Below are 22,830 nucleotides of genomic sequence, written 5' to 3' on the forward strand. Positions count from 1 at the left end.
GATAAATAATGAGTACCGCGGTAATTTTAGCCTTACTTTTAGGCGCTGCTATAATAGTTGGTCTGGCATTTTATGCGGGTCAGTTGCTGTACAAGTTAAATGCGCAAAAAAAGTTAATTGCTAAAACGCAGGCTGAACAAAAGCAAAAGCTTGAGAAGTCGCGTTTAAAGCGAAATGCCAAACTAGCCGATAGTATTCATTTAATTGCGCGTGCAATGAATGAAGAGCAGTGTGAGTTTTCTGAAGGTTGTTTACGTATTTGGGTACTTATGTCTCAATATGGCTTTGAGAGCGAGCGTGATTTAACGACGCAATATCCTGGCATTTATAAAATGTACCAGGTAGTTAAAGAAATGCCGACACACGATGCACGTAAAAAATACGCTAAAAAAGAGATTTTTAAGCTAGATAAGGCTCGCTGGCAAGCTGAAGAAACACTTAAAGATGAGGTTAAGGCCGATTGCGCCAAAATTATCATCGAGTTTAAAGCCGCTCCAGGTAGCGATAAAGTGGTTTTTAACTAGCTTTAATTTTTCGAGTACTCAGAAAAAGCAGACCTTAGTCTGCTTTTTTTATGCGTAAAAAATTTTATACCAATTGAATTAAATTAGTATCAGTTAAATTACCCGTGAAAAACGCGTCGCATTTATTTGTTTTTGTAAATGTGCATCAAAGCACATGCAAATAATACGAATAAATAAGTTACCGCGTGGCGTTACGCTAATTTTATTCTCAGTTATAATCACTAACTCATCTTTAATCAGTGGTGCAAGCGCAACGAGTGCATCTGCAAAGTAGTCATTAAATACAAGTTCATGCTTTTCGCTAAAGGCTTGTATATCTAATTCAAACTGACAAATGAGCTGCTTAATTGCATCAGCACGAATTACATCATCATGTGTTAAGTGCATACCTTTATTAAGAGCACAGGCGCTTTGTGTTTCTACGCTGTGGTAATAATGTTTTAATTCTTTTTGATTTTGTAAAATGGCAGTGCCAATCTGTGAAATTGATGACACGCCTAAGCCTAATAAATCACAATTTCCATGGGTTGTATAACCTTGAAAATTACGATGTAATTTCCCTTCATTTTGCGCAACAGCTAGTTCGTTGTCGATTTTTGCAAAGTGGTCCATACCAATAAATTGATAGCCTGCTTGCGTCATCTGCTCCAGCGTATTTTTAAACATGGTGAGTTTATTATGTGCGCTGGGTAAATCTGCATCTTTAATCTTTCGCTGTGCGGCAAAGCGCTCTGGTAAATGCGCGTAGTTAAACACCGATACTCGGTCAGGGCTTAACTCAATAAGTTGCTCTATAGTTTGCTTAAAGCTCTCTGGTGTTTGCAGAGGAAGCCCGTAAATCATATCTGCATTAATAGATTGAAATCCCAGCTCGCGAGCTTGTGTAATTAATTGCTTAACCGTATCTGCATTTTGCGGACGATTAACAGCAAGTTGCACGTCGTCGTTAAAGTCTTGAATCCCAAACGAGACACGATTAAAGCCAAGCATCCTTAAATCAACAAGCATGTTATCGGCAAGCGAACGTGGATCTATTTCAATACCGCGTTCAGTAGTTCGCGTAAAATTAAAGTGCTGCTCTAAAAGCTTTATTAAACGGGTCATTTGTTTTGCGGTTAAAAAAGTGGGTGTACCGCCACCTAAATGTAATTGCTCAACCGTGTAGCTTTTAAATAAATGCGCTTGAGCAGTAATTTCTTTTGCTAAAAAGTCGAGATACGTATCTGCTTTAGATTGATGGCGGGTAATTATTTTATTACAGCCACAGTAGTAGCAAAGCTGACTACAAAATGGAATATGAATATATAAAGAAAGTGAACGACTCGTTGACGATTCTATCGCGTTTAGTAAGTTTTGTTGCTGATAACCGTCACGCAGTGATAGAGCCGTGGGGTATGAGGTATAACGCGGGCCAGACACATTATATTTGTTTATTAGGGTTTGATCCCACTGTGGAAGTTTAATCATCACGCGCACCTAAGTATTTATTTAGGGGGATTATAAAAAAGTACGCAGGGAGGCGGTTTGATCTATAACAAAAAAGGTGCCGAAGCACCTTTTTTAATAAAATATCAATTAATACGGTCTAATTAATACGTAACGGTATGTGCATCTTTGAGATATTGAAATAACTCTTTATAACCTTTACCTGGCTTTTCAGCTTTCGCTTCTTTTGCCGCATTACGAACCAATTGACGCATTTGCTGACGATCAAGAGACGGGAACTGCTCAATAGTCTCATTGATAAGATCATCACCTTGTTCAATTAAGTCTGAACGTAGTTGCTCAATTTTTTTGACCAATACTTCAGCTTGGTTATTTTTATTAAGCATTACATCGATAATCGCTCTAATAGCGTCAATGTTTTCTACAGTACGCAACGTTTTAGCAATGTAGTTTAAGTGACGGCGATACGCATCGCTTTTATTACTTATTTTATCAGCAACAACCATTGCCGCTTTTAAATCGTCATTTAATGGCAGGCGTTCGCGCTGTTTTTTACCCATTTTGGCAATTTCAGTACCTAACTGATGAAACTCTTGCGCTTCGCGCTTAAGCTCCGTTCTTGATACATATTCAATTTCTTCTTCAATTTCAGCAGGCTTGCCTTTTTTCTTTGCCATGGGGTGCTCTTAAATAAAAATAACTTTTGCCATTATACATGAATATGATACTTAGGAATATTAGCTGATGTGATGCATTGAGTGTGTTAGCATTTAAATATAAGAAATGCGTGCATTATGCCTCTAAGGCTCAGGACTTAATTTATGAAAAGCCAACAAAACGATCCAATTTATTCTCAAATATCGCAAGTTAAAGATGCGGTAGCAGAAGTACTCGAACATGCTAAAAAATTAGGCGCTACAGCTGCCGAAGCGGCCATGTCTAGTACATCTGGTTTATCGGTTAGTACTCGAATGGGTGAAGTAGAAACCATTGAGTTTAACCAAGATGGTGGCTTAGGCATTAGCGTATATGTTGGTAATAATAAAGGCTCGGCGTCAACCGCTGATTTAAATCCAAAAACGTTGCGTATGGTAGTAGAAAAAGCGATTGATATAGCTAAGTTTACATCTGATGACCCATTTAACGGCGTTGCTGATAAAGAATTGCTAGAATTTAATCCTAAAGATTTAGATTTATACCACCCTTGGGATGTAAGTCCTGAGGAAGGCATTGAGCTTTGTCATGCTGCTGAGCAAGCTGCACTAAATGCTGATGAGCGTATTGTTAACTCTGATGGTGCGAGCTTTTCATCGCATCAAGGGCTACGTGTTTATGGTAACAGCCATGGTTTGATAACCGGTTTTCCACGTACTCGTCATAGCATTAGCACTATGGTGATAGGTCAAGATGGCGAACAGATGCAACGCGACTCTGCTTATACGGTTGCGCGCGATCAAGCGGGTTTAAATGACGCAGCGGCAGTTGGGCTTGAAGCGGCAGCTGAAACGCTCGCTAAATTAAATAGTCAAAAGCTAGGCACAATGAAAGTGCCTGTTATTTTTAGAGCCGATATTGCAAATTCATTGTTTGGTCACTTAGTGTCGGCAATTGGTGGTGGTGCTTTGTATCGTAAATCGAGTTTTTTACTTGATAGTTTGGGCACTCAGGTATTTAGTAATTGTGTAAATATAGCTGAGCGCCCGCATATTTTAAAAGGTTTGGCGTCGTCACCGTTTGATAGCGAAGGCGTTAAAACCATTGACAGAGAAATTATTCAAGGCGGCGAGTTACAAACTTATTTATTAGCAAGCTATGCTGCGCGTAAAATGAATATGACGCCAACAGGGCATGCGGGCGGTATACATAACTGGCTTGTTGAACAAACTCATAACGATTTAACTGCACTATTAAAAACCATGGGCACAGGCTTATTAGTAACCGAGCTAATGGGGCAGGGCGTAAATACAGTAACGGGTGACTACTCTCGTGGTGCTGCTGGTTTTTGGGTTGAAAATGGTGAAATCCAATATCCTGTAAGTGAAATTACCATTGCTGGTAATTTAAAAGATATGTTTAAAGGTATATCTGCTATTGGTGGTGACATAGAGCGCCGTGGTGGTATTCAAACTGGCTCAATATTAATAGAGCAAATGCAAATAGCCGGCGCGTAGTATTAATACGCAGTGTATACTTAGACCTAGAGTATTATCTCTGGGTCTAAGTGAGCTTTTACGAGGTGTAAAATGGCTAAAGATAGATATGCACCAAAACCGCTAACCGATATTATGGCGGGGTTAAATAATCGTTTATCAGCTTATGCAGGCAAAAGCCAAGCACTTGATACACAGCAAACTTTATTAAAAGATTTTTTAGGTCCTAAGTTGGGTGATAAATGCCGAGTAAGTAATTACCGAGACGGTACGCTAATGATAGAGGCGGTATCTGCACCTATCGCGCTTAGGCTTAACTATCTAAAAATGGATATGCTTTCACATTTTAGAGCCGCCGGGATGGCAGAGCTTGGGCAAATAAAAATCACGGCAAATCCTCAGGCGACTCAGCGATTAAGTACTGCGAATAAGTCGGGCAGTCCTGCAGTTACCAACTCTCGTAAAATGAGTGAGCAAACAGCTGATTACTTAAACGCCATAGCATCTTCGGCCCCTCCTTCTTTAAAAGAAAAACTTGAGCGTTTAGCGCTTCATGGAAAAAATAAAAGCGAGCCTTAACTACCCATCATCTTGTTATTGGTGGGGCTAATTTGGCAGCTCACCGCATTCAAAATACTTTGTTACATATTCCATTTTATTGTTGGCTTAATGAGGTTTATGATACTGCGTGGGCTTTATATTGATCGAAAGCTCTTTGATACCCATTCCATTAAGTAAAAGCGTGTAGGCAGTGCTATTTTTACTCCTGCTATATTCAAGAATTTAATGGAGTTGGTATTAAATTCTAACTAACAAACGGAATCATTATGAATAAAGTAACAATGGCTGCTGCAAGTATTGCACTTGCACTTGGCTTGGTAGGTTGTGGTGAAAAACAACAAGAAACTAAAGTAACCGACACTCCAGTAGTAACAGCACCCGCTGAAAAACCACTAGAGCTTGGTATTGAATTAGCTAATATGGATAGTTCAGTACGCGCACAAGACGATTTTTACTACCATGTAAATGGCGAGTGGTTAGCTAAAACTGAAATACCAGGTGATAAATCTAACTACGGTTCTTTTTCGCAGTTATATGATGAGTCGCAAAAAGCGATGAAAATAGCCCTTGAAAGTGCAGCCGCAAACAAAGCCGCTAAAAAAGGCAGTGATGAGTACAAAATTGGTGCATTTTATAAAAGCTATATGAATAAAGATGCGCGTAATGAGCTAGGTATTACGCCATTACAACCGTCATTAGATACAATTGATAGCGTTAAATCTAAAGCTGATTTAGTGGGTTTAATGGCTAAAATTCAAAAACAAGGCGGTACTTTACCGTTTGGTTGGTTTGTAAATAACGATGCTAAAAACTCAAGCGAGTATGCATTGTATTTATCTCAGTCGGGTCTTGGTTTACCTGATCGTGATTATTACTTAAACGATGATGAAAAATTCACTAAAATTCGCGCTTCTTACGAGCAATACATCACTGATGTTTTAGCAAAGTCAGGCGTTAAAAATGCAGCAGAAGCTGCTAAGAGCGTACTCGCATTTGAAAAAACACTAGCTGATGCTCAGTGGAGCCGTGTGCAAAGCCGTGATGCAACTAAATCTTATAACAAGATGACAGTAACAGATGCAAGCAAGTTGATGGGTGACCTTGATTTAGCTTCATTCTTTAAAGATGCAGGCGTGAGTGCAAGTGACATTATTGTACGTCAACCAAGCTACTTAGAAGCACTTGCTACTATTTACAAAGACACTGATTTAGCAACGTGGAAAAACTACTTAAAATTTCATTTTGTAAGTGGTTATGCAGAGCTACTTAGTGAAGATTTAGTTAACCTTAACTTTGACTTTTACAGCACAACACTTCGTGGCGTAGAAGAACAAGCACCTCTTTGGAAGCAAGCGGTTGATGCATCTAACAGTGTACTTGGTGAAATTTTAGGTAAGGTATACGTTAAAGATAACTTCCCGCCAGAAGCGAAAGCACGCATGGAGGAATTAGTTGATAACGTAATTAAAGGTTACGGTGTTGCTATTGAAAATCTTGAGTGGATGAGTCCTGAAACAAAGCTTGCAGCGAAAGAAAAACTAGACAAATTTACACCTAAAATTGGTTACCCAGATACGTGGAAAGATTACTCTGAGCTAGAGATTAATTCAGATGAGCTAGTAGGCAATTACATTCGTTATAGCGAATGGGCATACGCAGACATGATTGCTAAATTGGGTAAACCAGTTGATCGCTCTGAGTGGCACATGACTCCGCAAACAGTAAATGCGTATTACAACCCAGTAAACAATGAAATTGTATTCCCTGCTGCTATTTTACAACCGCCATTCTTTAATTTAGAAGCGGATGATGCTGTAAACTACGGCGCAATTGGCGCAGTAATTGGGCATGAGCTTGGTCATGGTTTTGACGACCAAGGTGCTAAATATGACGGTGACGGTAACTTACGTAACTGGTGGAGTGAGACTGACCTTAAGCAATTTGAAGAGCGTACAGCGGCTTTAGTTGCACAGTATAACGAATATAAACCATTTGAAGATGCAAGTGTTAATGGCGAGCTAACGCTTGGCGAAAACATTGGTGACTTAGGTGGCTTAACGGTTGCGCATAAAGCGTATATGCTATCTTTAGGTGATAAAAAAGCACCTGTGGTTGATGGTTACACAGGCGATCAACGTTTCTTTATGGGTTGGTCACAAATTTGGCGTCGTAACTATCGCGATGAAGAGTTACGTAATCGTTTATTAACAGACCCTCATTCACCAAGTCACTACCGTGTAATCGGTATCTTGTCGAATATGCCTGAGTTTTACGAAGCGTTTGACGTAAAAGAAGGTGATAAAATGTATATCAAACCAGAAGACCGCGTAAAAATCTGGTAATTACATTGTATGTAAATAATAAAAACCAGTAAGTTTTTAGCTTACTGGTTTTTTTGTATCTTGAATTTGTTCATCGACTAAGCACGCGTGCATCCATTCTTCGTTACTCAGTATGTTTTTATAAAGCGCGAGTTGGTTTTGTACGCGCTCTAAATTGTGCTCTGCATGAGCCACTTTAAAGTACACATCGTTATTTAAGTAATCAGTTAAAAAGCGCACACTTAACATGAGCGGCATTATTTTAGCGCCTAGCAGCAGGCTTTCTTGTTCTTGTTTACTCATGCTACTTTTTAATGGCGTTACATAGCCTTTAACAATGGCTGAAAATATATCTTTTCGAATAACAACGTTGCGTAAGTTTGTTGAATCCTCGGCTTCGGGGGAGCAGAAAGTGCGTACCATGTCACCAAAATCATAAAGCCGAAATCCCGCCATGCAGGTATCTAAATCAATCACTGCTTTTGCTTTGTGAGTTGCACTACAAAACAGCATATTATTTATTTTTGTATCGTTATGACACACTCTTAGTGGTATCTGCTTAGCTATACTACTAAGCTCAGTAATTAAATGCTGCTGCGATAAGCAATATTCTATTTCGTCAGCGCAGTGCTTTACTCTATTTACAGAGTTATTTGTGATTGCGGTATTTAATTGCTCAAAGCGCATCGCTAAGTTATGAAAATCAGGAATTACAGTATGTAGTTGTTGTGCATCAAAGTCTTGCAAGGCATGCGTAAATACACCAAAAGCGTAAGCCGCTTGCTCGCTCTGTTGCGTGTTTTTAACAACGTCTTCGCTGTAGCTGTCACTAATATAATTAAGTACACGATAGTGTTCGTTATCTATTTCTATTAAGTATTCATTGTTCTGCGTAGCTATATGCTTAACTGTTTCAAGGGGGTAGTTGCTTTGTAGTTGTTTGGTATTTAAATGCTGCTCAATTAGTTTTGCATTACTTACTAACTGAGCAGGGTATTTAAATACCTCAGTATTAAGTTTTTGCACAATAAACTGTTTATCAATACATCTAAGTAGCCATGTACTATTTATATGGCCGCTACCAATCACACTAACTTGAGTTAACTCAGGATTTAATGCTAATTCTTCGCTTAGCTTATTTTGTATTGAGATGTTCATTGCGCTCACTTGTACCTAGTTTGTTATGCGTATCGGGCTACTATTTTCTGGATAATTTCAGCATTAGCTTCAGGGAAATCATAATTTTCTAATTCACTAATTGCTACCCATTCACTAGGTTGCCCTTCAGCGCCATGTGCTTCACCGCTAAAGTTACTCACTACGTGTACATCTAATTTAACGCACTTATCGCCGTAGTCATGTTCAATCACCATAAGTTGACTAGAGCTGTGAATTGTTAATCCAACTTCTTCAATAAGCTCGCGTTTAAGTGCAACAAAAACACTTTCACCTGCTTCTACTTTGCCACCAGGAAATTCCCATAAACCGCCTTGATGTTGTTCATCTGCGCGTTTACAAATGAATATAGCGTTATTCTTCTTAATAACACCAACAGCTACATGTACAATTTCTATAGTCATTACTTTAAAACTCCATAAAAAAAGCGACGCTAGCGCCGCTTTTTAATAAGCTAATAACAATATTGGGCTATTTTAATTTACCGCAACATTGTTTGAATTTTTGACCTGATTTACAAGGGCAAGGGTCATTACGACCTACTTTTGGTTCTGTACGAGCCATTACAGTCGCTGTTTCTGGTGCTGGCGCTTCGCCACCTACTTGCTCAGCTTCTTCATGTTGGTATTCGCGAGGAGCATTTTCACTTTTACGGTGTTGCTCTTCTACTTTTTCAACATCTTCTTCTGCGCGTACTTGTACTTTACTTAGGATGCTTACAACATCTACTTTCAAGTTTTCAAGCATTTCAGAAAACAACTCAAACGATTCACGCTTGTACTCTTGCTTAGGATTCTTTTGCGCGTAACCACGTAAATGAATACCTTGGCGTAAGTGATCCATCGCAGCAAGGTGATCTTTCCAATGTTGATCAAGACTTTGTAGCATAATCGCTTTTTCAAACTGACGTAAAACAGAATCGCCTACTTGCTCTTCTTTTTGCTTGTATGACTGCTCAACAGCTTCTTCAATACGCTCACGAAGCTTTTCTTCATATAGCTTATTGTCATCAGCTAACCACTGAGTGATTGGTAACTCAATTAAGAAATCTTGTTTTAAACGCTCTTCAAGGCCAGGAATATCCCACATTTCAGCAAGGCTTTGCGGTGCAATGTACTGATCAATTACACCAGCAAGAACATCACCACGAATTGCTGTGATAGTTTCTGAAATATCGCCTTCTTCAAGTAGCTCATTACGTTGAGAGTAAACAACGCGACGTTGATCGTTTGCTACATCATCGTACTCAAGTAATTGCTTACGAACATCAAAGTTACGTGCTTCTACTTTACGCTGTGCATTTTCAATCGCACGGTTAACCCATGGATGTTCAATTGCTTCACCGCGTTGCATACCTAGTTTACGCATCATGTTAGTCATGCGTTCACCAGCGAAGATACGCATTAGTGCATCGTCCATCGATAGGTAGAAACGGCTAGAGCCGGCGTCACCTTGACGACCAGAACGACCACGTAATTGGTTATCTATACGACGAGATTCGTGACGTTCAGTACCAATGATATGTAAACCGCCGGCATCAATTACTGCATCATGGCGAATTTTCCAAGCCGCTTTAATATCAGCAATTTGCTCAGCAGTTGGGTTCTCAAGTTTTTCAACTTCACTGTTCCAGTTGCCGCCTAACACGATATCGGTACCACGACCGGCCATATTGGTTGCAATTGTTACTGTACCTGGCAGACCCGCGTCTGAAACGATGTCAGCTTCTTGCGCATGAAATTTAGCATTAAGTACGTTGTGCTTAATTTTTTCTTTGCGTAGAAACTGTGATAAATACTCAGAACTTTCAATTGAAATAGTACCTACAAGTACCGGTTGTCCGCGGTCTTGGCAGTCTTTAATGTCAATTAAAATTGCTTCGTATTTTTCTTCTTGCGTTAGATAAACTAAGTCGGCGCGATCATCACGAACCATTGGCTTATTAGTTGGCATAACAACGGTATCTAGGCCGTAGATAGATTGAAACTCAAAAGCTTCAGTATCAGCAGTACCTGTCATACCTGCTAGTGTTTCGTATAAACGGAAGTAGTTTTGGAACGTAATAGATGCAAGTGTTTGGTTTTCGTTCTGAATATTTACACCTTCTTTAGCTTCAACAGCTTGGTGTAAACCTTCTGACCAACGACGACCTTCCATTGAACGACCAGTATGCTCATCGATAATGATTACTTCGTTTTCTTTTACAACGTAATCAACATCTTTTTGGTATAGCTTGTGAGCACGAAGAGCCGCATAAACGTGACTTAATAGCGTAATGCTTGCCGCGGAGTAAAGCGAATCGCCTTCTTCAATTAAACCGCGTTCAGTAAGTAGCTCTTCTACTTTAATTTGACCACGTTCTGTTAAATGAACTTGCTTAGACTTTTCATCAATAGTGTAATCGCCGTCGCCTTCAACACCTTCTTCGTCTTCTTTTTCTTGAAGTTCAAGTAAAGGAACGATGGTATTTATTTCAGTGTATAGCTCAGAGCTGTCCTCAGCTGGGCCTGAAATAATAAGCGGAGTACGCGCTTCATCAATTAAGATTGAATCCACTTCATCGACTACAGCATAAAATAATGGACGCTGAACACGTTCATCAATACTAAAAGCCATATTATCGCGAAGGTAGTCAAAACCAAATTCGTTATTTGTACCGTACGTAATGTCAGCAGTATAAGCTAGCTTCTTCTGCTGTGGCATCATACCAGGTACGTTACAGCCTACAGTAAGGCCTAAAAATTCAAATAACGCACGGTTGGTTTCAGCATCACGTTTAGCAAGGTAGTCATTCACAGTAATTACGTGAACACCTTTGCCTGTTAAGCCGTTTAGATAAGCTGGTAGGGTAGCTGTTAATGTTTTACCTTCACCGGTACGCATTTCTGCAATGCGACCTTGATGTAAAACCATACCACCTAATAACTGCACGTCGAAATGACGCATGCCATTTACGCGCTTTGACGCTTCACGTACCACAGCAAAAGCTTCAGGTAGAATATCGTCAAGGCCTTGTCCGTTATCGTAACGTTCTCTAAACTCAGCTGTTTTAGCTCTTAAATCTTCATCAGAAAGCGCTTCAAGTTGCGTTTCTAGCGCATTGATTAGCGCGACCGTCTTTCTTAAGTTTTTAATAGTGCGGTCATTGCGACTACCAAAAAGCTTGGTAAATAAATTAGATATCATGATAAAACCGTTACAATATATTCTTTGTCAGCCGAGTATCGGCTAACCCATTTTTAACAATTGGTAATTAATATGTGCTTTTAAATAACACTTAGAACATATTAATTAGCAATATTGTATTAAACCGCTCAAAAAGCACTGTTTATTACGTGCGCTACTATACCAGACTCTGCCAAACAACAAACTATCTCAATAAAAAGATCTGTGTATAAAATCGAAAAATTTGATCTGGTTCGCAAAAATAACTTTGTATTACTCAATTACAGTAAAAATAGTAGCGAACTGTAAAGATATGGTGCTAAATAAATTAAAAACAAGGGTTATAGCTGCGCTTAAGTTTGACGCTTAAACACAGCTATTAAATGAGAGTTTTATAATTTAAATTGATTAACCGTTTTGTTAAGCGCTGCAGCTAAATCACTTAAGTCACGAGCTTCGTCAGCGAGGGTGTGTGCATGGTCAGCGGTACTGTTCACTAAGTTATTAATTGCCGAAAGGCTCGTATTAATATCTTCAGCAACGACTGTTTGCTCCTCAGTTGATGTTGCTATTTGATGACTTTGGTCTTGTACTTTAGTGACCGACTGCGCAATATTGTGAAGTGAGCTAAGTACTTCTTTAGTTTGCAGCACTGAGCCTTCGGTTTGGTCTTGTCCTTGTTGCATCATCACCGAGGCCTGTTGAGCTATTTGCTGCAAACGCGAAATCATATTACGAATATCGTCGGTTGATTCTTGTGTGCGACTTGCTAGTGAGCGTACTTCATCCGCAACAACGGCAAAGCCTCGACCGTGTTCGCCAGCACGAGCAGCCTCTATAGCCGCATTAAGTGCAAGTAAGTTGGTTTGATCGGCAATTGAGTTAATAACATCGACTAATGCACCAATGTTATTACTTTCTTGTTCAAGGCCCGCAACCACTTTGGATGCTTCACCAATATGCAACGCCAGTTCAGTCATTACTTTTTGCGCCTGTGTAGAACGGCTTGCACCTTCAGCTGTAATTGCCTGAACTTCTTCAGCTGCGTTATTTGTATGTTGTGCATTACGTGATATTTCAAGCACGGTAGTTGCCATTTCAGTTACCGCAGCGCTCACGCTATCAACTTGTTGCTTCTCTTGTTGAATTTCAGAATTAGTTTGCTCAGAAACATGTCTTAGTTGAGCTGCTGCGTTGCTTAGTTGCTCTGCTTGAGCTGCGGTTTCGAGCATCATGGCGCGTAACTTATCAATAAACGTATTCATGTGATTGGCCAGTTGGCCGACTTCATCTTGGCTATCAATATCAATTTTTTGAGTAAGATCGCCTTCGCCCGATGCTATATCACGCATAATGTGTGTAAGCGTTGTAATGGGTTTTGAAATCATATGGGTAGCCCATAAAATCATAGCTAATATAATAATTAAGATAATAATTACTGCAGTTGTTGTTGCAGTTACTGCAGCATTTACGGGCTCTTCAATCATGCTAGTAGGAATAAGTAGACCTACATACCAATCTATATAAGGCTGCTCTAACTGCAGACGATGGTAAACCACATAAAACTGCTCTCCTTTAAAGGTAACCATTTGGCTGCCTTCAAGGTTATTTCGCATTTGTGTGTTTAACTCTTTAAAGCCTGCGGTATCTGTAAATTGTTGTTCAAGCGCATCGAGTCCTTCTTTACCGTTTGCACCTTCATCTGTAATTGAAAGCTTGTGCCCAGTGGCTTTTGAAAAGTGCACTACTTTTTGATTTCCATCGAGTAAAAACCCATAACCTTGGCCATTAAAGCGAATATTTTCGACCATGTCGTTAATTTTGTTTAATTGTAAATCAACACCGCCCATACCAATGAGTTTACGCTGTGCGTTATAAACAGGTTGTTGTACAACTGCGGATGCTACGCCTGTGGTTAAATCAACGGAGATTGGACCTACGTAAAGTTTGTTAACTTGCATGGCTTCTTGCCACCAACCACGCTTGTAGGCGTAATAAGGCTGGCCGTTGTAGTGACTTGTACGTTCATTTTCTTTAAAGTATTCACCGGTGGTTGCTGAGGCAAAAAAGGCCGATAAAATATTTTCGTCGTTTGAGCTTAAACGCACAAAGTCTTGGTTTACTTCGTTGTAACCTGGCGCGCTTTCAAGTGCTTGATCGCGAGTATCCCAATTTTCAAAAAAATTGATTAAATGTGGGTTATTAACAAAGGTTGATACCATTTTACCGTACATCGCAAAGTAACTTTGCATTGAAAGTTGCTCGGTCTGTAGATAACTCTGTGCTTCGTTTTCTATGTTTTCTCTAGAGAGGTTGGCAATGTGTTTAACAAAAAATGTTGAGGCAATAATTAGTAAAACGGTAATTGTTCCACCAATCAATAATAATATTTTCTTCCGTAATGATAAATTATTTAGCATGAGTACGCATATTTTTATTATTTATGAAATTATATCTAATCATATCTTACTTAAAATCTCTATAAAGTTAGATAGAAAGAACTAATTATGCGTTTAAAATAAAGGCTTATACAAAAATGACAAATAAAAGTAATAAATTAGTAGTATTAGGTGCAGGATGGTTAGGACATGCTTTATGCGTAAGTGCGCAAAAAGCTGATTGGCAAGTACAAGGAACGCATAGAACAGATATACACGAGTTTGACTTTGAGCGTCAGTTTACACTTGAAGATGGACAATTAGTGCATCAAGTTGATTTACAAAATGCTTATTGGGTATGCGCTATTCCACCACGTAGCAGGCACAGTGAGGGTAATTATCCTGAAACACTTACCGCAGCGCTTAAGCTTTCAAAGGAGTTAAACGCAAAGGGCTTTTTATTGTGCTCATCAACCGGGGTATACGATCAAGAGCCTGGTGTATATAGTGAAAGTTGCGATATTTCATGCACAAACGAGCGCCAAATAAAGCTCTATGAGGCAGAAGAGCAAGTACTTGAGCAAGACGGAAAAGTGCTGCGTTTAGCTGGATTACTAGGGCCTAATAGAGAACCTGGGCGTTTTGTGGCAGGTAAAGAGCTCAATACATCAAGTGAGCAAGTGGTAAATATGGTGCACCAACAAGATGTAATTAATGCTATTTTTGCGGTGATAGAGCACTGGCAAGTAGGGCAAAATATTTATAATGTGGTTAATCCTGCGCACCCAACTAAAGCTGAATACTACGCAGTGAAGTGTGCAGAACATGGCGGTGAGTTACCACGCTTTACCAGTGATGATAAAGCTGAGCGCAAAGTTATTGGCTCAGCTATCGAAGCGCTAGGCTTTACTTACCAATATGGTATTTAATATGCTGAAGGTAGGGGACTGCTCTCTATGAAGTCGCATAACTTACCTTCACTTAATAATGTATTGGCAGCTTCTATATCGGGAGCAAAATAGCGGTCTTTATCATAATAACTCACATGCTCGCGCAATAACGCTTTAGCGCTTTGTACTTTATTTGATGGTTCAAGCGGTTTTCTAAATTCTAGCCCTTGAACCGATGCTAACCATTCTATTGCCAAAACACCTTGGGTATTATTGGCCATTTCATCTAAGCGCCTTGCTGCAAAGGTTGCCATAGAAACATGATCTTCTTGATTTGCAGATGTAGGCAAGCTATCAACCGAAGCTGGATGCGCTAATGATTTATTTTCTGACGCAAGCGCTGCTGCGGTAACTTGGGCAATCATAAATCCTGAATTTACACCGCCGTTTTCAACTAAAAATGGCGGTAACTTGGATAGGTTTGAATCGATAAGTAATGCAATTCGCCTCTCTGCTAATGCGCCAATTTCGGCAATTGCAATAGCTAAGTTATCAGCGGCCATTGCAACTGGCTCTGCATGAAAGTTACCTCCCGATATTATGTCGCCTACATCGGCAAAAACTAGCGGATTATCGGTTACACCGTTTGACTCGCATAACAATACTTCTGCGGCTTGACGTATCTGAGTTAGGCAAGCACCTAGCACTTGAGGTTGGCAGCGAAGGCAATAAGGGTCTTGTACTTTTTCACAATTGACGTGGGAATCACTAATTTGAGAGTGCGTATCGAGTAGCTCTCTAAATACTTGAGCAGTGTCTATTTGTCCGCGCTGACCACGAATATCATGAATACGTGCATCAAATGGCGCGCGACTACCCATTGCAGCTTCTATGCTTATCGAGCCGATAACGCAGCTTTGTGCATATAAGTTCTCGCTTCTAAATAGGCCTTGTAGTGCAAATGCAGTCGACGCTTGTGTGCCATTTAGTAATGCTAAGCCTTCTTTAGCTGCAAGGGTAAGAGGTTCAAGCCCCGCTATTTTTAACCCTTGTGCTGCACTAATTATTTTTCCTTTATGTCGCATTTGACCTTCAGCTAATAAAGGTAGGCACATATGCGCAAGAGGGGCTAAATCCCCCGATGCCCCCACGGAGCCTTTTTTAGGCACGCACGGATATACTTCGCTACTAAGCAGCTGCATAAAAAATTGGATTACTTGCAGGCGAATACCCGAGTAGCCGCGCGAAAGCGAGTTTACTTTTAAGGTGATCATTAACCTTACTGTGCTGTCATCCATGTATTCGCCAATGCCCGCAGCGTGTGAAAGCACAATGGAGCGCTGTAATAATTCAAGTTCGTCGTCGGCTATTTTGGTATTAGCTAATAACCCAAAGCCGGTGTTAATCCCATATACAGTGCGGTGCTCATTAATAACGTTTTGAACGGTTTGTGCGCTGGCTGCTATTTGTGATTCAGCATGCTTTACAAGGCTTAATTTTACTGGTGAATTATTAATTTTTCTCAGTGTGTTTAAATCAAGTGAGCCTGGCGTGAGAGTAAGTTCGAACATGATTATTCCTTGTCTAACATTGGTAAGTCTAAATTTTGCTCTTTAGCGCAGTTTTTTGCTGTGTCGTATCCAGCATCAGCATGGCGCATTACGCCCGTTGCAGGGTCGTTCCAAAGTACGCGAGCAATACGCTCTTTAGCTTCATTAGTACCATCGGCAACAATAACCACACCAGAGTGCTGGCTAAAGCCCATACCTACACCGCCGCCATGATGAAGTGACACCCAAGTAGCACCACTTGCCGTATTAAGGAGTGCATTGAGTAATGGCCAATCTGATACCGCATCAGAGCCATCTTTCATGCTTTCGGTTTCACGGTTAGGGCTGGCAACTGAGCCAGAGTCGAGGTGATCGCGACCAATAACGATAGGGGCTTTAAGTTCCCCATTTTTAACCATTTCGTTAAAGGCTAATGCAAGGCGTGCTCTATCTTTTAAACCTACCCAACAAATACGTGCAGGTAGCCCTTGAAATTGGATGCGTTCACGGGCCATATCAAGCCAGTTATGCAAATGTGCATCATCAGGAATAAGCTCTTTTACTTTTGCATCGGTTTTATAAATATCTTCTGGGTCGCCCGATAGCGCTACCCATCTAAACGGTCCAATACCTTCACAAAATAAAGGGCGAATATAGGCGGGTACAAATCCAGGAAAATCAAACGCGTTGGTAACACCTTCATCAAACGCCATTTGACGAATATTATTTCCATAATCGGTAGTGGCGGCACCCGCTTTTTGCAGCGCCAGCATGGCTCTAACTTGGACTGCCATTGATTGTTTTGCGGCTTTTACTACCGCTTTTGGATCTTGCTCACGCATTTGTGCTGCGTGCTCCATTGTCCAGTTTTGTGGTAAGTAACCATTGAGTGGATCGTGAGCTGATGTTTGATCTGTAACTACATCAGGTGTAATACCTGTTTTAACCAGTGTATTAAATACATCAGCAGCGTTACCAAGCAAACCCACCGATAGGGCTTCACCTTTTATACATGCATCGGTTATTAATTGCAGTGCGTGTTCAAGGCTCGTTGCTTTTATATCAACGTAGCCTGTTTTTATACGAAAATCGATACGGCTTTCATCGCATTCAACAACTAGCGCGCTAAACCCTGCCATTGTAGCTGCAAGTGGTTGCGCACCGCCCATACCACCAAGACCACCTGTTAATACCCATTTCCCTTTAGCGCAGCCTAAAAAATGTTGCTTTGCCATAGCTACAAATGTTTCGTAAGTACCTTGTACTATGCCTTGAGAGCCAATATAAATCCAAGAACCTGCTGTCATTTGCCCATACATCATCAAGCCTTTTTTATCGAGCTCGTTAAAATGTTCCCAATTTGCCCAGTGCGGAACAAGGTTTGAGTTGGCAATAAGTACACGAGGGGCATTACTGTGGGTTTTAAATACACCAACGGGTTTTCCTGATTGTACAAGTAGGGTTTCGTCGTTTTCGAGCCTATCGAGGGTTTCTATAATTTTGTCATAACTTGGCCAATCGCGAGCTGCTCGGCCAATACCACCATATACAACAAGTGCATGAGGATGTTCTGCAACTTCAGGGTCTAGGTTATTCATTAGCATGCGTTTAGCTGCTTCAGTTTGCCAGCTTTTAGCACTTATTTTATCGCCATGAGGTGCACGTATTACGCGACTTGTGTCGAGTCGGTTGTTCATGTTTTGCTCCTGTTGTATATACAAGGTGATTTGTTATAAAAAAAGCGCAGTAAGCGCTATTGTTTGTTATTTTTTAAATGTTAAGTGGCCACCTAAACGATATTTACTGCCCGGTGATACAAGGCGCGCAAAGCTTACAATGCCGTTAACAGACCATGTGCGTCGAATAACTTGTAAGCACGGCTCTTCGTTATATAAGTTCAACCATTGGCACATCTCGCTGTTTGGCATAATAGCCTCTACGGTATGCCTTGCTTGTGTAAGTGGTGCAACACTAGATAGGTATTCATGAGGTGTAAGCGTGCTAAAGTCTTGTTGTAAGTAACCAGCCGCAAGAGCAGGGTTTACAAAACGCTCTTCTAGCTGCAAGGGGCTGTCGTTTTCGTTATGCACGAGTACACTTCGGTATACAACACTGTCAATCTCAACACCAAGCGCAATGGCAATAGGTGCGACTGCATTTATTGATTCAAGTATGAGTACACTACAGGTGTAATTACCGTTACGTTCTTTTACTTCATCAGCAATGTTTTTTATTTCGAGTAACGATGACTGCGATTTAAATGTGGCTACAAATGTACCTAGCCCTTGGCTGCGGGTTAAAATACCTACCTCGGTTAATTCGCTCAGTGCTCGGCGGGCTGTCATTCTGCTGACACTAAATTGACTACTAAGTTCGTTTTCAGAGGGAACACGTTGGTTTTCTTGCCACGTACCGCTGCGAATTTTATCAACAATGAATTGTTTTATTTGCGCAAATTTAGGTGTCGTCATTAAATTTATGGTTACATTAAAAATAAACTATATAAATAAGATGACACAATTGTCTTGTATATACAAGATGGGTTGTTAGACTATATTTTCATCACTCTGGGCGTAAAAAGGGCTGCAAAATGCAAAGCACAACAAAAAATTATGAGTTAGAAGAAATTGACTTACTTTTGACTGATGCCAATATTGCCACTATGGATAGCAATATAAATGCCCCTTATGGCGCAATCGAAAATGCTGCTATAGCTATTAAAAATGGTAAAATTGCGTGGATTGGAGAGCAATCAACGTTGCCCAATTTTGATGTGTTTGCAACGCCGACATTGAGTGTAAAAGGGCAGTGGTTAACGCCGGGCTTAATAGATTGTCATACGCATTTAGTGTTTGCAGGTTCAAGATCGCAAGAGTTTGAGCAGCGCTTGCAGGGTGTAAGTTATGAGCAAATTGCGGCACAAGGCGGTGGCATAGCAAGTACGGTTAAAGCGACGAGAGCAGCCGACCGTGAGCAATTGTTTGTTGATGCAAAAGATCGCTTAAATACGTTGTTAAAAGAAGGTGTAACTACCGTTGAAATAAAGTCGGGTTATGGACTGGATACTGAAAACGAGATAAAAATATTAGAAGTAGCTCGTTTATTAGGTGAGCATCATCCTATTGATATTAAAACTACTTTTTTAGGGGCGCATGCTCTACCGCCTGAATACAAAGGCCGCGCTGATGAATATATTGATTTGGTATGTACTGATATGCTTGATCAGGTAGTGGCTAATAACCTTGCTGATGCAGTCGATGTATTTTGTGAAAATGTAGGCTTTAGTCATTCGCAAACCAAACGTGTTTTTCAGGCGGCTAAAAAGCATAATCTCCCAGTAAAATGTCATGCTGAGCAGTTATCTAATCAACATGGTGCTGAGCTGGTGGCGCAGTTCAATGGCCTTTCGGCAGATCATATTGAGCATCTTGATGAAGAGGGTGTAAAAGCCATGGCAAACGCTGGGACGGTCGCGGTGTTATTACCCGGTGCATTTTATTTTTTAAGAGAAACTAAATTTCCACCTATTGAGTTACTTAATCAATATAAAGTACCTATAGCTATTGCGAGTGATTTTAATCCAGGTACTTCACCACTATGCTCAGTGCACTTGATGATGAACATGGCATGCACATTGTTTAGATTAACACCCGAGCAAGCATTGGCAGGTGTTACACGTAATGCAGCTAAAGCACTAGGGTTAGACGATCGTGGTATTTTAAAAGTTGGCGCAAGAGCTGATATTGCGCATTGGCAAATAAGTCATCCATCACAATTAAGTTACCAATTTGGCGTAAATAAACTGTTAAATTTATGGATTTTGGGTAGAATTAACTAGTTTGTATTATTTTTACCCACATATAATCTGGTTTAAACTTTTTTAGCGAATACGGATGCCGTTAATTTGAACATACTAACCGACAGTAATTTTCCAATATTTTTTAGTGGTGCACTATTGATGGCGATGATTGCCACTTTATTTGCCGTTAAAAATGTCAGTATTAAGTTTAGTTATTTATGCACCGCAGCTGTTGGTTTGGCTATTTTGAGCAGTGGTGCGGCTTGGCTTGCCATTCTACTTGCCTTTGGATTTTGTTTTCATTTATGGCAAGCCTTCGAGCGAAATAATTGGAGCATGATTATTACCAGCTCACTGGCTGGTCTTTTATTTGTTGTTCTATTTTCAGCTCATTTATTATTGGAAGTTCCGCTATTTTGGGTTGTGTTAGCAATATTATTATTAACTATTGTTGGCTTTTTAAATGATGAAAGCGCTGAAATAGAAGTCGTGATAGAGCCAGAACCAACAGATGATGCATTTATTGAAGAGTCGCCGCTTTCGGTTTTTGCAGATAGAAAACAGTTACGTCAAGGTTACTATGCATGGTGCGACAATAAGCAAGTAAGTGCTGCATTAGTCGTTATTCGTCTTGAAGGATTTGAGCAAGTTAACCAGCATATTGGACGTGATTTTGGCGATATACTTTTAGCACAATCGGCTAATCGAATAAAAGAACTACTTTCAAGTGACGAAATAGTGACTTTAGTAGGGCAAGAAAAGCTTGCCCACTTAGGGGGCCTTAACTTTGCGTTTATTTGTAGTTTCGCGAATCAAAAACATTTACATGAGTTGGTTATTGAACAAATACTGGGTGCAACGCTTAAGCCATTTAATGTTGCTAACTGCACTGTAGAGGTAAAAGCGAGGGCGAGTTATGTTGATTGTAATGAGCAAGACAATAACTTTGATAATTTAATATCGTACGCATACCTAGCACTCGATAGCCACCCAAATCGCAAGGTTGTGCCTTATCATCAACAAATGATGATTGAACTGCGAGAGCAACAAGCGCGACTAAAAGAGTTGGCAAATATTGATTTTTCGAGCGAATTAGAACTCTATTTTCAACCTATAATTTGTAATGACAATGGTCAAATTGAGTTTTTAGAATTACTACTGCGTTGGCAGCATCCTAAGCAAGGAATTTTATCTGCTAATCGTTTTATTGACGACATCAGAATTGCAGGGCTTGGTTACCCGCTTGCTAAATTTGTAATGGAAAGAGCCGCTGAGCTTGCAATGGCGCTTAGAGTAGAAGGTATTTCTATACCGCTTAGCATTAACGTATTTGGCCCTGAAATGCTAAATGAAGAGTTTGTTGAATTTGTTGATGTTGTTATAAATGAGCATCACTTAGAGGCGGGAGACTTAATTGTTGAATGCCCTTTACATATTTTTGCTGGTTTAGATGACAAAGGCAGAGGTATGATAGCAAGGCTTAATAACATAGGCTTAAAAGTATGTGTTGATGGACTTGGCGATAACCCGGTACTGCTTTCTAAGCTACCAAGTTTATCAGTTGAATATATTAAGGTTTCACCTTCACTTACCGCTGACTTTAGTAATCAAAACAATATACGTAGTCTAGTTGGTGGAATGGTTGATATGCATAGCCAACAAAAAACAAAAGTAATTTTTGAAGGAGTAGAAACACTTGAGCAACTTAAGTTTGTAAAAAGCTTAAAAGGTTATGCTGCCCAAGGTTATTACTTTGGTCACCCGCTAAGTAGTATCGGTTTAATGAGCTGGCTAAAAGAGTGGCGATTGGTTCAACAACGTTAAGTGTTTTCTTTGGCTTGTAGGTAGCTATTTACAAGTGCACTAATTACTTGCCCTACATGGGTAGCACCGGCATCTAACCCGTTAGGATGCTGACTAGGCGCTGCTTCACATAAGTGTAAGTACATAGAGTGGCGATGGCTTGCAGCTAAATGCACAAAGTGCTCAGTGTCACTCACACTAAATCCACAATATGTATACGCACTAACTGGCATATAAGTAATACTATCTAAATCAACTTCAACACCCAGTGGTGAATCATTAAAATTACTTAGTGCATTTTCAATTGCCTGCGTTAGTGTAATTTTGCGCTTAACTTGTATGGATTGATAGCTATCAAACTTAAAGTTAGCTTCACTCATTGCATCTATAATTGCTTGATTGTTTTTTAATTCATGTAAGCCAATAACATGGTAATTACTTAGATGTTGCTCGTTATACGCGTAACGAAATCCATTACCACTATGGCGACCTTCACATTCTCTAAAGTCGGCATGAGGATCAAAATTGATTGCATTAACAGGTGTGTCTTTTGACTGGCTGAGTGCGCGGATGATTCCCAAGCAATTATTATGGCCGCCACCAATAACTATTGGCTCAAGCCCTGCTTTAAAAATAAGGCTTAATACTGACTCTACGCGCTCATCAAGTTGTTGGCATAAATCTCGTAATTGAGTTAGCTGCTGGGCTTGCTGATTATTAAGTTGGTTACTTTGCGCCATTAAATCATCAGTATTTACTTCACCCAATAAAAGTACTTTTTGAGTGGCAATAAACTGATTATGAGGTTGGTTTAAAAAGCGTTTTAAAAAAGCCGGCCATGCTTCGTTTGCACCGCCATTTCCTAAGTTTGCTTTTGGGCCTATATCTTCGCAAATACCAAGAAGTACATAGCGAATACCAAATTGAGCAGCGTCAATAAGTGCTTGTTGCAGGTTTACTTGAGTGTCGAGCAAGGCCATTGATTGCCATGCTTTTTTTTCATTTACGCGGCTAGAACAAAGTGATCTAACCGCGCTTTCATCATATATTTTTAAATGGGAGGTCAC

The 22,830-nt window shown here is 40.1% G+C and carries 17 protein-coding genes; 7 read left to right on the forward strand and 10 right to left on the reverse strand.

What is annotated here, in order from left to right; translation table 11 throughout:
- Nucleotides 1-8 precede the first annotated feature (8 nt).
- A complete protein-coding gene (locus I6E80_RS00165; RefSeq protein ID WP_010553820.1) occupies nt 9-524 on the forward strand; it encodes a DUF2489 domain-containing protein in 516 nt (171 codons plus the stop codon).
- 93 nt (nt 525-617) lie between these two features.
- On the opposite strand, the gene hemN is transcribed toward I6E80_RS00165, so the two are convergent.
- Together hemN and yjgA are read right to left on the reverse strand one after the other, a co-directional pair.
- Nucleotides 618-1,991, reverse strand: coding sequence for an oxygen-independent coproporphyrinogen III oxidase (gene hemN / locus I6E80_RS00170; protein ID WP_197184494.1), 1,374 nt, complete (start codon nt 1,989-1,991; stop codon nt 618-620).
- A 122-nt stretch (nt 1,992-2,113) separates the two neighbouring features.
- On the reverse strand, nt 2,114-2,647 hold the full coding sequence (gene yjgA, locus I6E80_RS00175) for a ribosome biogenesis factor YjgA (protein ID WP_007582068.1): 534 nt from the start codon (nt 2,645-2,647) through the stop codon (nt 2,114-2,116).
- Between the two features lie 144 nt (nt 2,648-2,791).
- On the opposite strand from yjgA, the gene pmbA reads away from it, so the two are divergent.
- The 3 genes from pmbA (at nt 2,792) to I6E80_RS00190 (ending at nt 7,023) form a co-directional block, all read left to right on the forward strand.
- Nucleotides 2,792-4,141: a metalloprotease PmbA gene (gene pmbA / locus I6E80_RS00180; RefSeq protein ID WP_024600410.1), complete on the forward strand. Its 1,350-nt coding sequence runs from the start codon at nt 2,792-2,794 to the stop codon at nt 4,139-4,141.
- 72 nt (nt 4,142-4,213) lie between these two features.
- Entirely contained in the window at nt 4,214-4,699 is a 486-nt protein-coding gene (locus tag I6E80_RS00185) for a DUF721 domain-containing protein (protein ID WP_024605297.1), read from the forward strand.
- A 248-nt stretch (nt 4,700-4,947) separates the two neighbouring features.
- Complete coding sequence (locus I6E80_RS00190) at nt 4,948-7,023, forward strand: M13 family metallopeptidase (protein WP_197184495.1); 2,076 nt, start codon at nt 4,948-4,950, stop codon at nt 7,021-7,023.
- Nucleotides 7,024-7,059: 36 nt separating this feature from the next.
- On the opposite strand, the gene I6E80_RS00195 is transcribed toward I6E80_RS00190, so the two are convergent.
- The 4 genes from I6E80_RS00195 to I6E80_RS00210 all read right to left on the reverse strand — a co-directional run bounded on the left by I6E80_RS00195 (nt 7,060) and on the right by I6E80_RS00210 (nt 13,763).
- Nucleotides 7,060-8,160 carry a phosphotransferase enzyme family protein gene (locus tag I6E80_RS00195; RefSeq protein ID WP_197184496.1) on the reverse strand — a complete coding sequence of 367 codons (1,101 nt, stop codon included), beginning with the start codon at nt 8,158-8,160 and terminating at the stop codon, nt 7,060-7,062.
- A gap of 23 nt (nt 8,161-8,183) precedes the next feature.
- Entirely contained in the window at nt 8,184-8,582 is a 399-nt protein-coding gene (gene mutT / locus I6E80_RS00200) for an 8-oxo-dGTP diphosphatase MutT (protein WP_024600414.1), read from the reverse strand.
- Nucleotides 8,583-8,649: 67 nt separating this feature from the next.
- Complete coding sequence (secA, locus tag I6E80_RS00205; protein ID WP_024600415.1) at nt 8,650-11,364, reverse strand: preprotein translocase subunit SecA; 2,715 nt, start codon at nt 11,362-11,364, stop codon at nt 8,650-8,652.
- Between the two features lie 371 nt (nt 11,365-11,735).
- Nucleotides 11,736-13,763 carry a methyl-accepting chemotaxis protein gene (locus tag I6E80_RS00210; protein WP_170072537.1) on the reverse strand — a complete coding sequence of 676 codons (2,028 nt, stop codon included), beginning with the start codon at nt 13,761-13,763 and terminating at the stop codon, nt 11,736-11,738.
- Nucleotides 13,764-13,879: 116 nt separating this feature from the next.
- Here I6E80_RS00210 and I6E80_RS00215 point away from each other — a divergent pair, with 116 nt between their 5' ends.
- A complete protein-coding gene (locus I6E80_RS00215) occupies nt 13,880-14,650 on the forward strand; it encodes an NADP-binding protein (protein WP_197184497.1) in 771 nt (256 codons plus the stop codon).
- Here I6E80_RS00215 and hutH read toward each other — a convergent pair.
- From hutH to hutC, 3 genes are all read right to left on the reverse strand, one after another.
- Entirely contained in the window at nt 14,647-16,182 is a 1,536-nt protein-coding gene (gene hutH, locus I6E80_RS00220; protein WP_197184498.1) for a histidine ammonia-lyase, read from the reverse strand. The two genes, I6E80_RS00215 and hutH, sit on opposite strands and share 4 nt — an antisense overlap.
- Nucleotides 16,183-16,184: 2 nt before the next feature.
- Nucleotides 16,185-17,858 (reverse strand): urocanate hydratase, encoded by a 1,674-nt coding sequence (gene hutU / locus I6E80_RS00225; protein ID WP_170072541.1) that lies wholly within the window; start codon nt 17,856-17,858, stop codon nt 16,185-16,187.
- Between the two features lie 66 nt (nt 17,859-17,924).
- Nucleotides 17,925-18,632, reverse strand: coding sequence for a histidine utilization repressor (gene hutC / locus I6E80_RS00230; RefSeq protein WP_197184499.1), 708 nt, complete (start codon nt 18,630-18,632; stop codon nt 17,925-17,927).
- A gap of 119 nt (nt 18,633-18,751) precedes the next feature.
- Between hutC and hutI the strand changes: the two genes are divergently transcribed.
- The gene (gene hutI / locus I6E80_RS00235; protein ID WP_170072542.1) at nt 18,752-19,999 is read left to right on the forward strand and encodes an imidazolonepropionase; all 1,248 of its coding nucleotides are present in this window, start codon (nt 18,752-18,754) and stop codon (nt 19,997-19,999) included.
- Between the two features lie 120 nt (nt 20,000-20,119).
- Complete coding sequence (locus tag I6E80_RS00240) at nt 20,120-21,784, forward strand: EAL domain-containing protein (protein WP_076925360.1); 1,665 nt, start codon at nt 20,120-20,122, stop codon at nt 21,782-21,784.
- On the opposite strand, the gene I6E80_RS00245 is transcribed toward I6E80_RS00240, so the two are convergent.
- Nucleotides 21,781-22,830, reverse strand: a complete 1,050-nt coding sequence (locus tag I6E80_RS00245; protein ID WP_197184500.1) for a formimidoylglutamase — start codon at nt 22,828-22,830, stop codon at nt 21,781-21,783. The genes I6E80_RS00240 and I6E80_RS00245 overlap by 4 nt on opposite strands.

The sequence above is a fragment of the Pseudoalteromonas sp. NSLLW218 genome, assembly GCF_015864775.1.
In the GTDB taxonomy this organism is placed as follows: Bacteria; Pseudomonadota; Gammaproteobacteria; order Enterobacterales; family Alteromonadaceae; genus Pseudoalteromonas.

Coding starts and splice junctions, on each gene's coding strand:
- hutI (WP_170072542.1), top strand. CDS start 18,752: ATGCAAAGCACAACAAAAAATTATGAGTTAGAAGAAATTGACTTACTT.
- I6E80_RS00240 (WP_076925360.1), top strand. CDS start 20,120: ATGGCGATGATTGCCACTTTATTTGCCGTTAAAAATGTCAGTATTAAG.
- pmbA (WP_024600410.1), top strand. CDS start 2,792: ATGAAAAGCCAACAAAACGATCCAATTTATTCTCAAATATCGCAAGTT.
- secA (WP_024600415.1), bottom strand. CDS start 11,364: ATGATATCTAATTTATTTACCAAGCTTTTTGGTAGTCGCAATGACCGC.
- hutC (WP_197184499.1), bottom strand. CDS start 18,632: ATGACGACACCTAAATTTGCGCAAATAAAACAATTCATTGTTGATAAA.
- I6E80_RS00210 (WP_170072537.1), bottom strand. CDS start 13,763: ATGCTAAATAATTTATCATTACGGAAGAAAATATTATTATTGATTGGT.
- I6E80_RS00190 (WP_197184495.1), top strand. CDS start 4,948: ATGAATAAAGTAACAATGGCTGCTGCAAGTATTGCACTTGCACTTGGC.
- hutU (WP_170072541.1), bottom strand. CDS start 17,858: ATGAACAACCGACTCGACACAAGTCGCGTAATACGTGCACCTCATGGC.
- hemN (WP_197184494.1), bottom strand. CDS start 1,991: ATGATTAAACTTCCACAGTGGGATCAAACCCTAATAAACAAATATAAT.
- I6E80_RS00195 (WP_197184496.1), bottom strand. CDS start 8,160: ATGAACATCTCAATACAAAATAAGCTAAGCGAAGAATTAGCATTAAAT.
- I6E80_RS00185 (WP_024605297.1), top strand. CDS start 4,214: ATGGCTAAAGATAGATATGCACCAAAACCGCTAACCGATATTATGGCG.
- hutH (WP_197184498.1), bottom strand. CDS start 16,182: ATGTTCGAACTTACTCTCACGCCAGGCTCACTTGATTTAAACACACTG.
- I6E80_RS00215 (WP_197184497.1), top strand. CDS start 13,880: ATGACAAATAAAAGTAATAAATTAGTAGTATTAGGTGCAGGATGGTTA.
- I6E80_RS00165 (WP_010553820.1), top strand. CDS start 9: ATGAGTACCGCGGTAATTTTAGCCTTACTTTTAGGCGCTGCTATAATA.
- yjgA (WP_007582068.1), bottom strand. CDS start 2,647: ATGGCAAAGAAAAAAGGCAAGCCTGCTGAAATTGAAGAAGAAATTGAA.
- mutT (WP_024600414.1), bottom strand. CDS start 8,582: ATGACTATAGAAATTGTACATGTAGCTGTTGGTGTTATTAAGAAGAAT.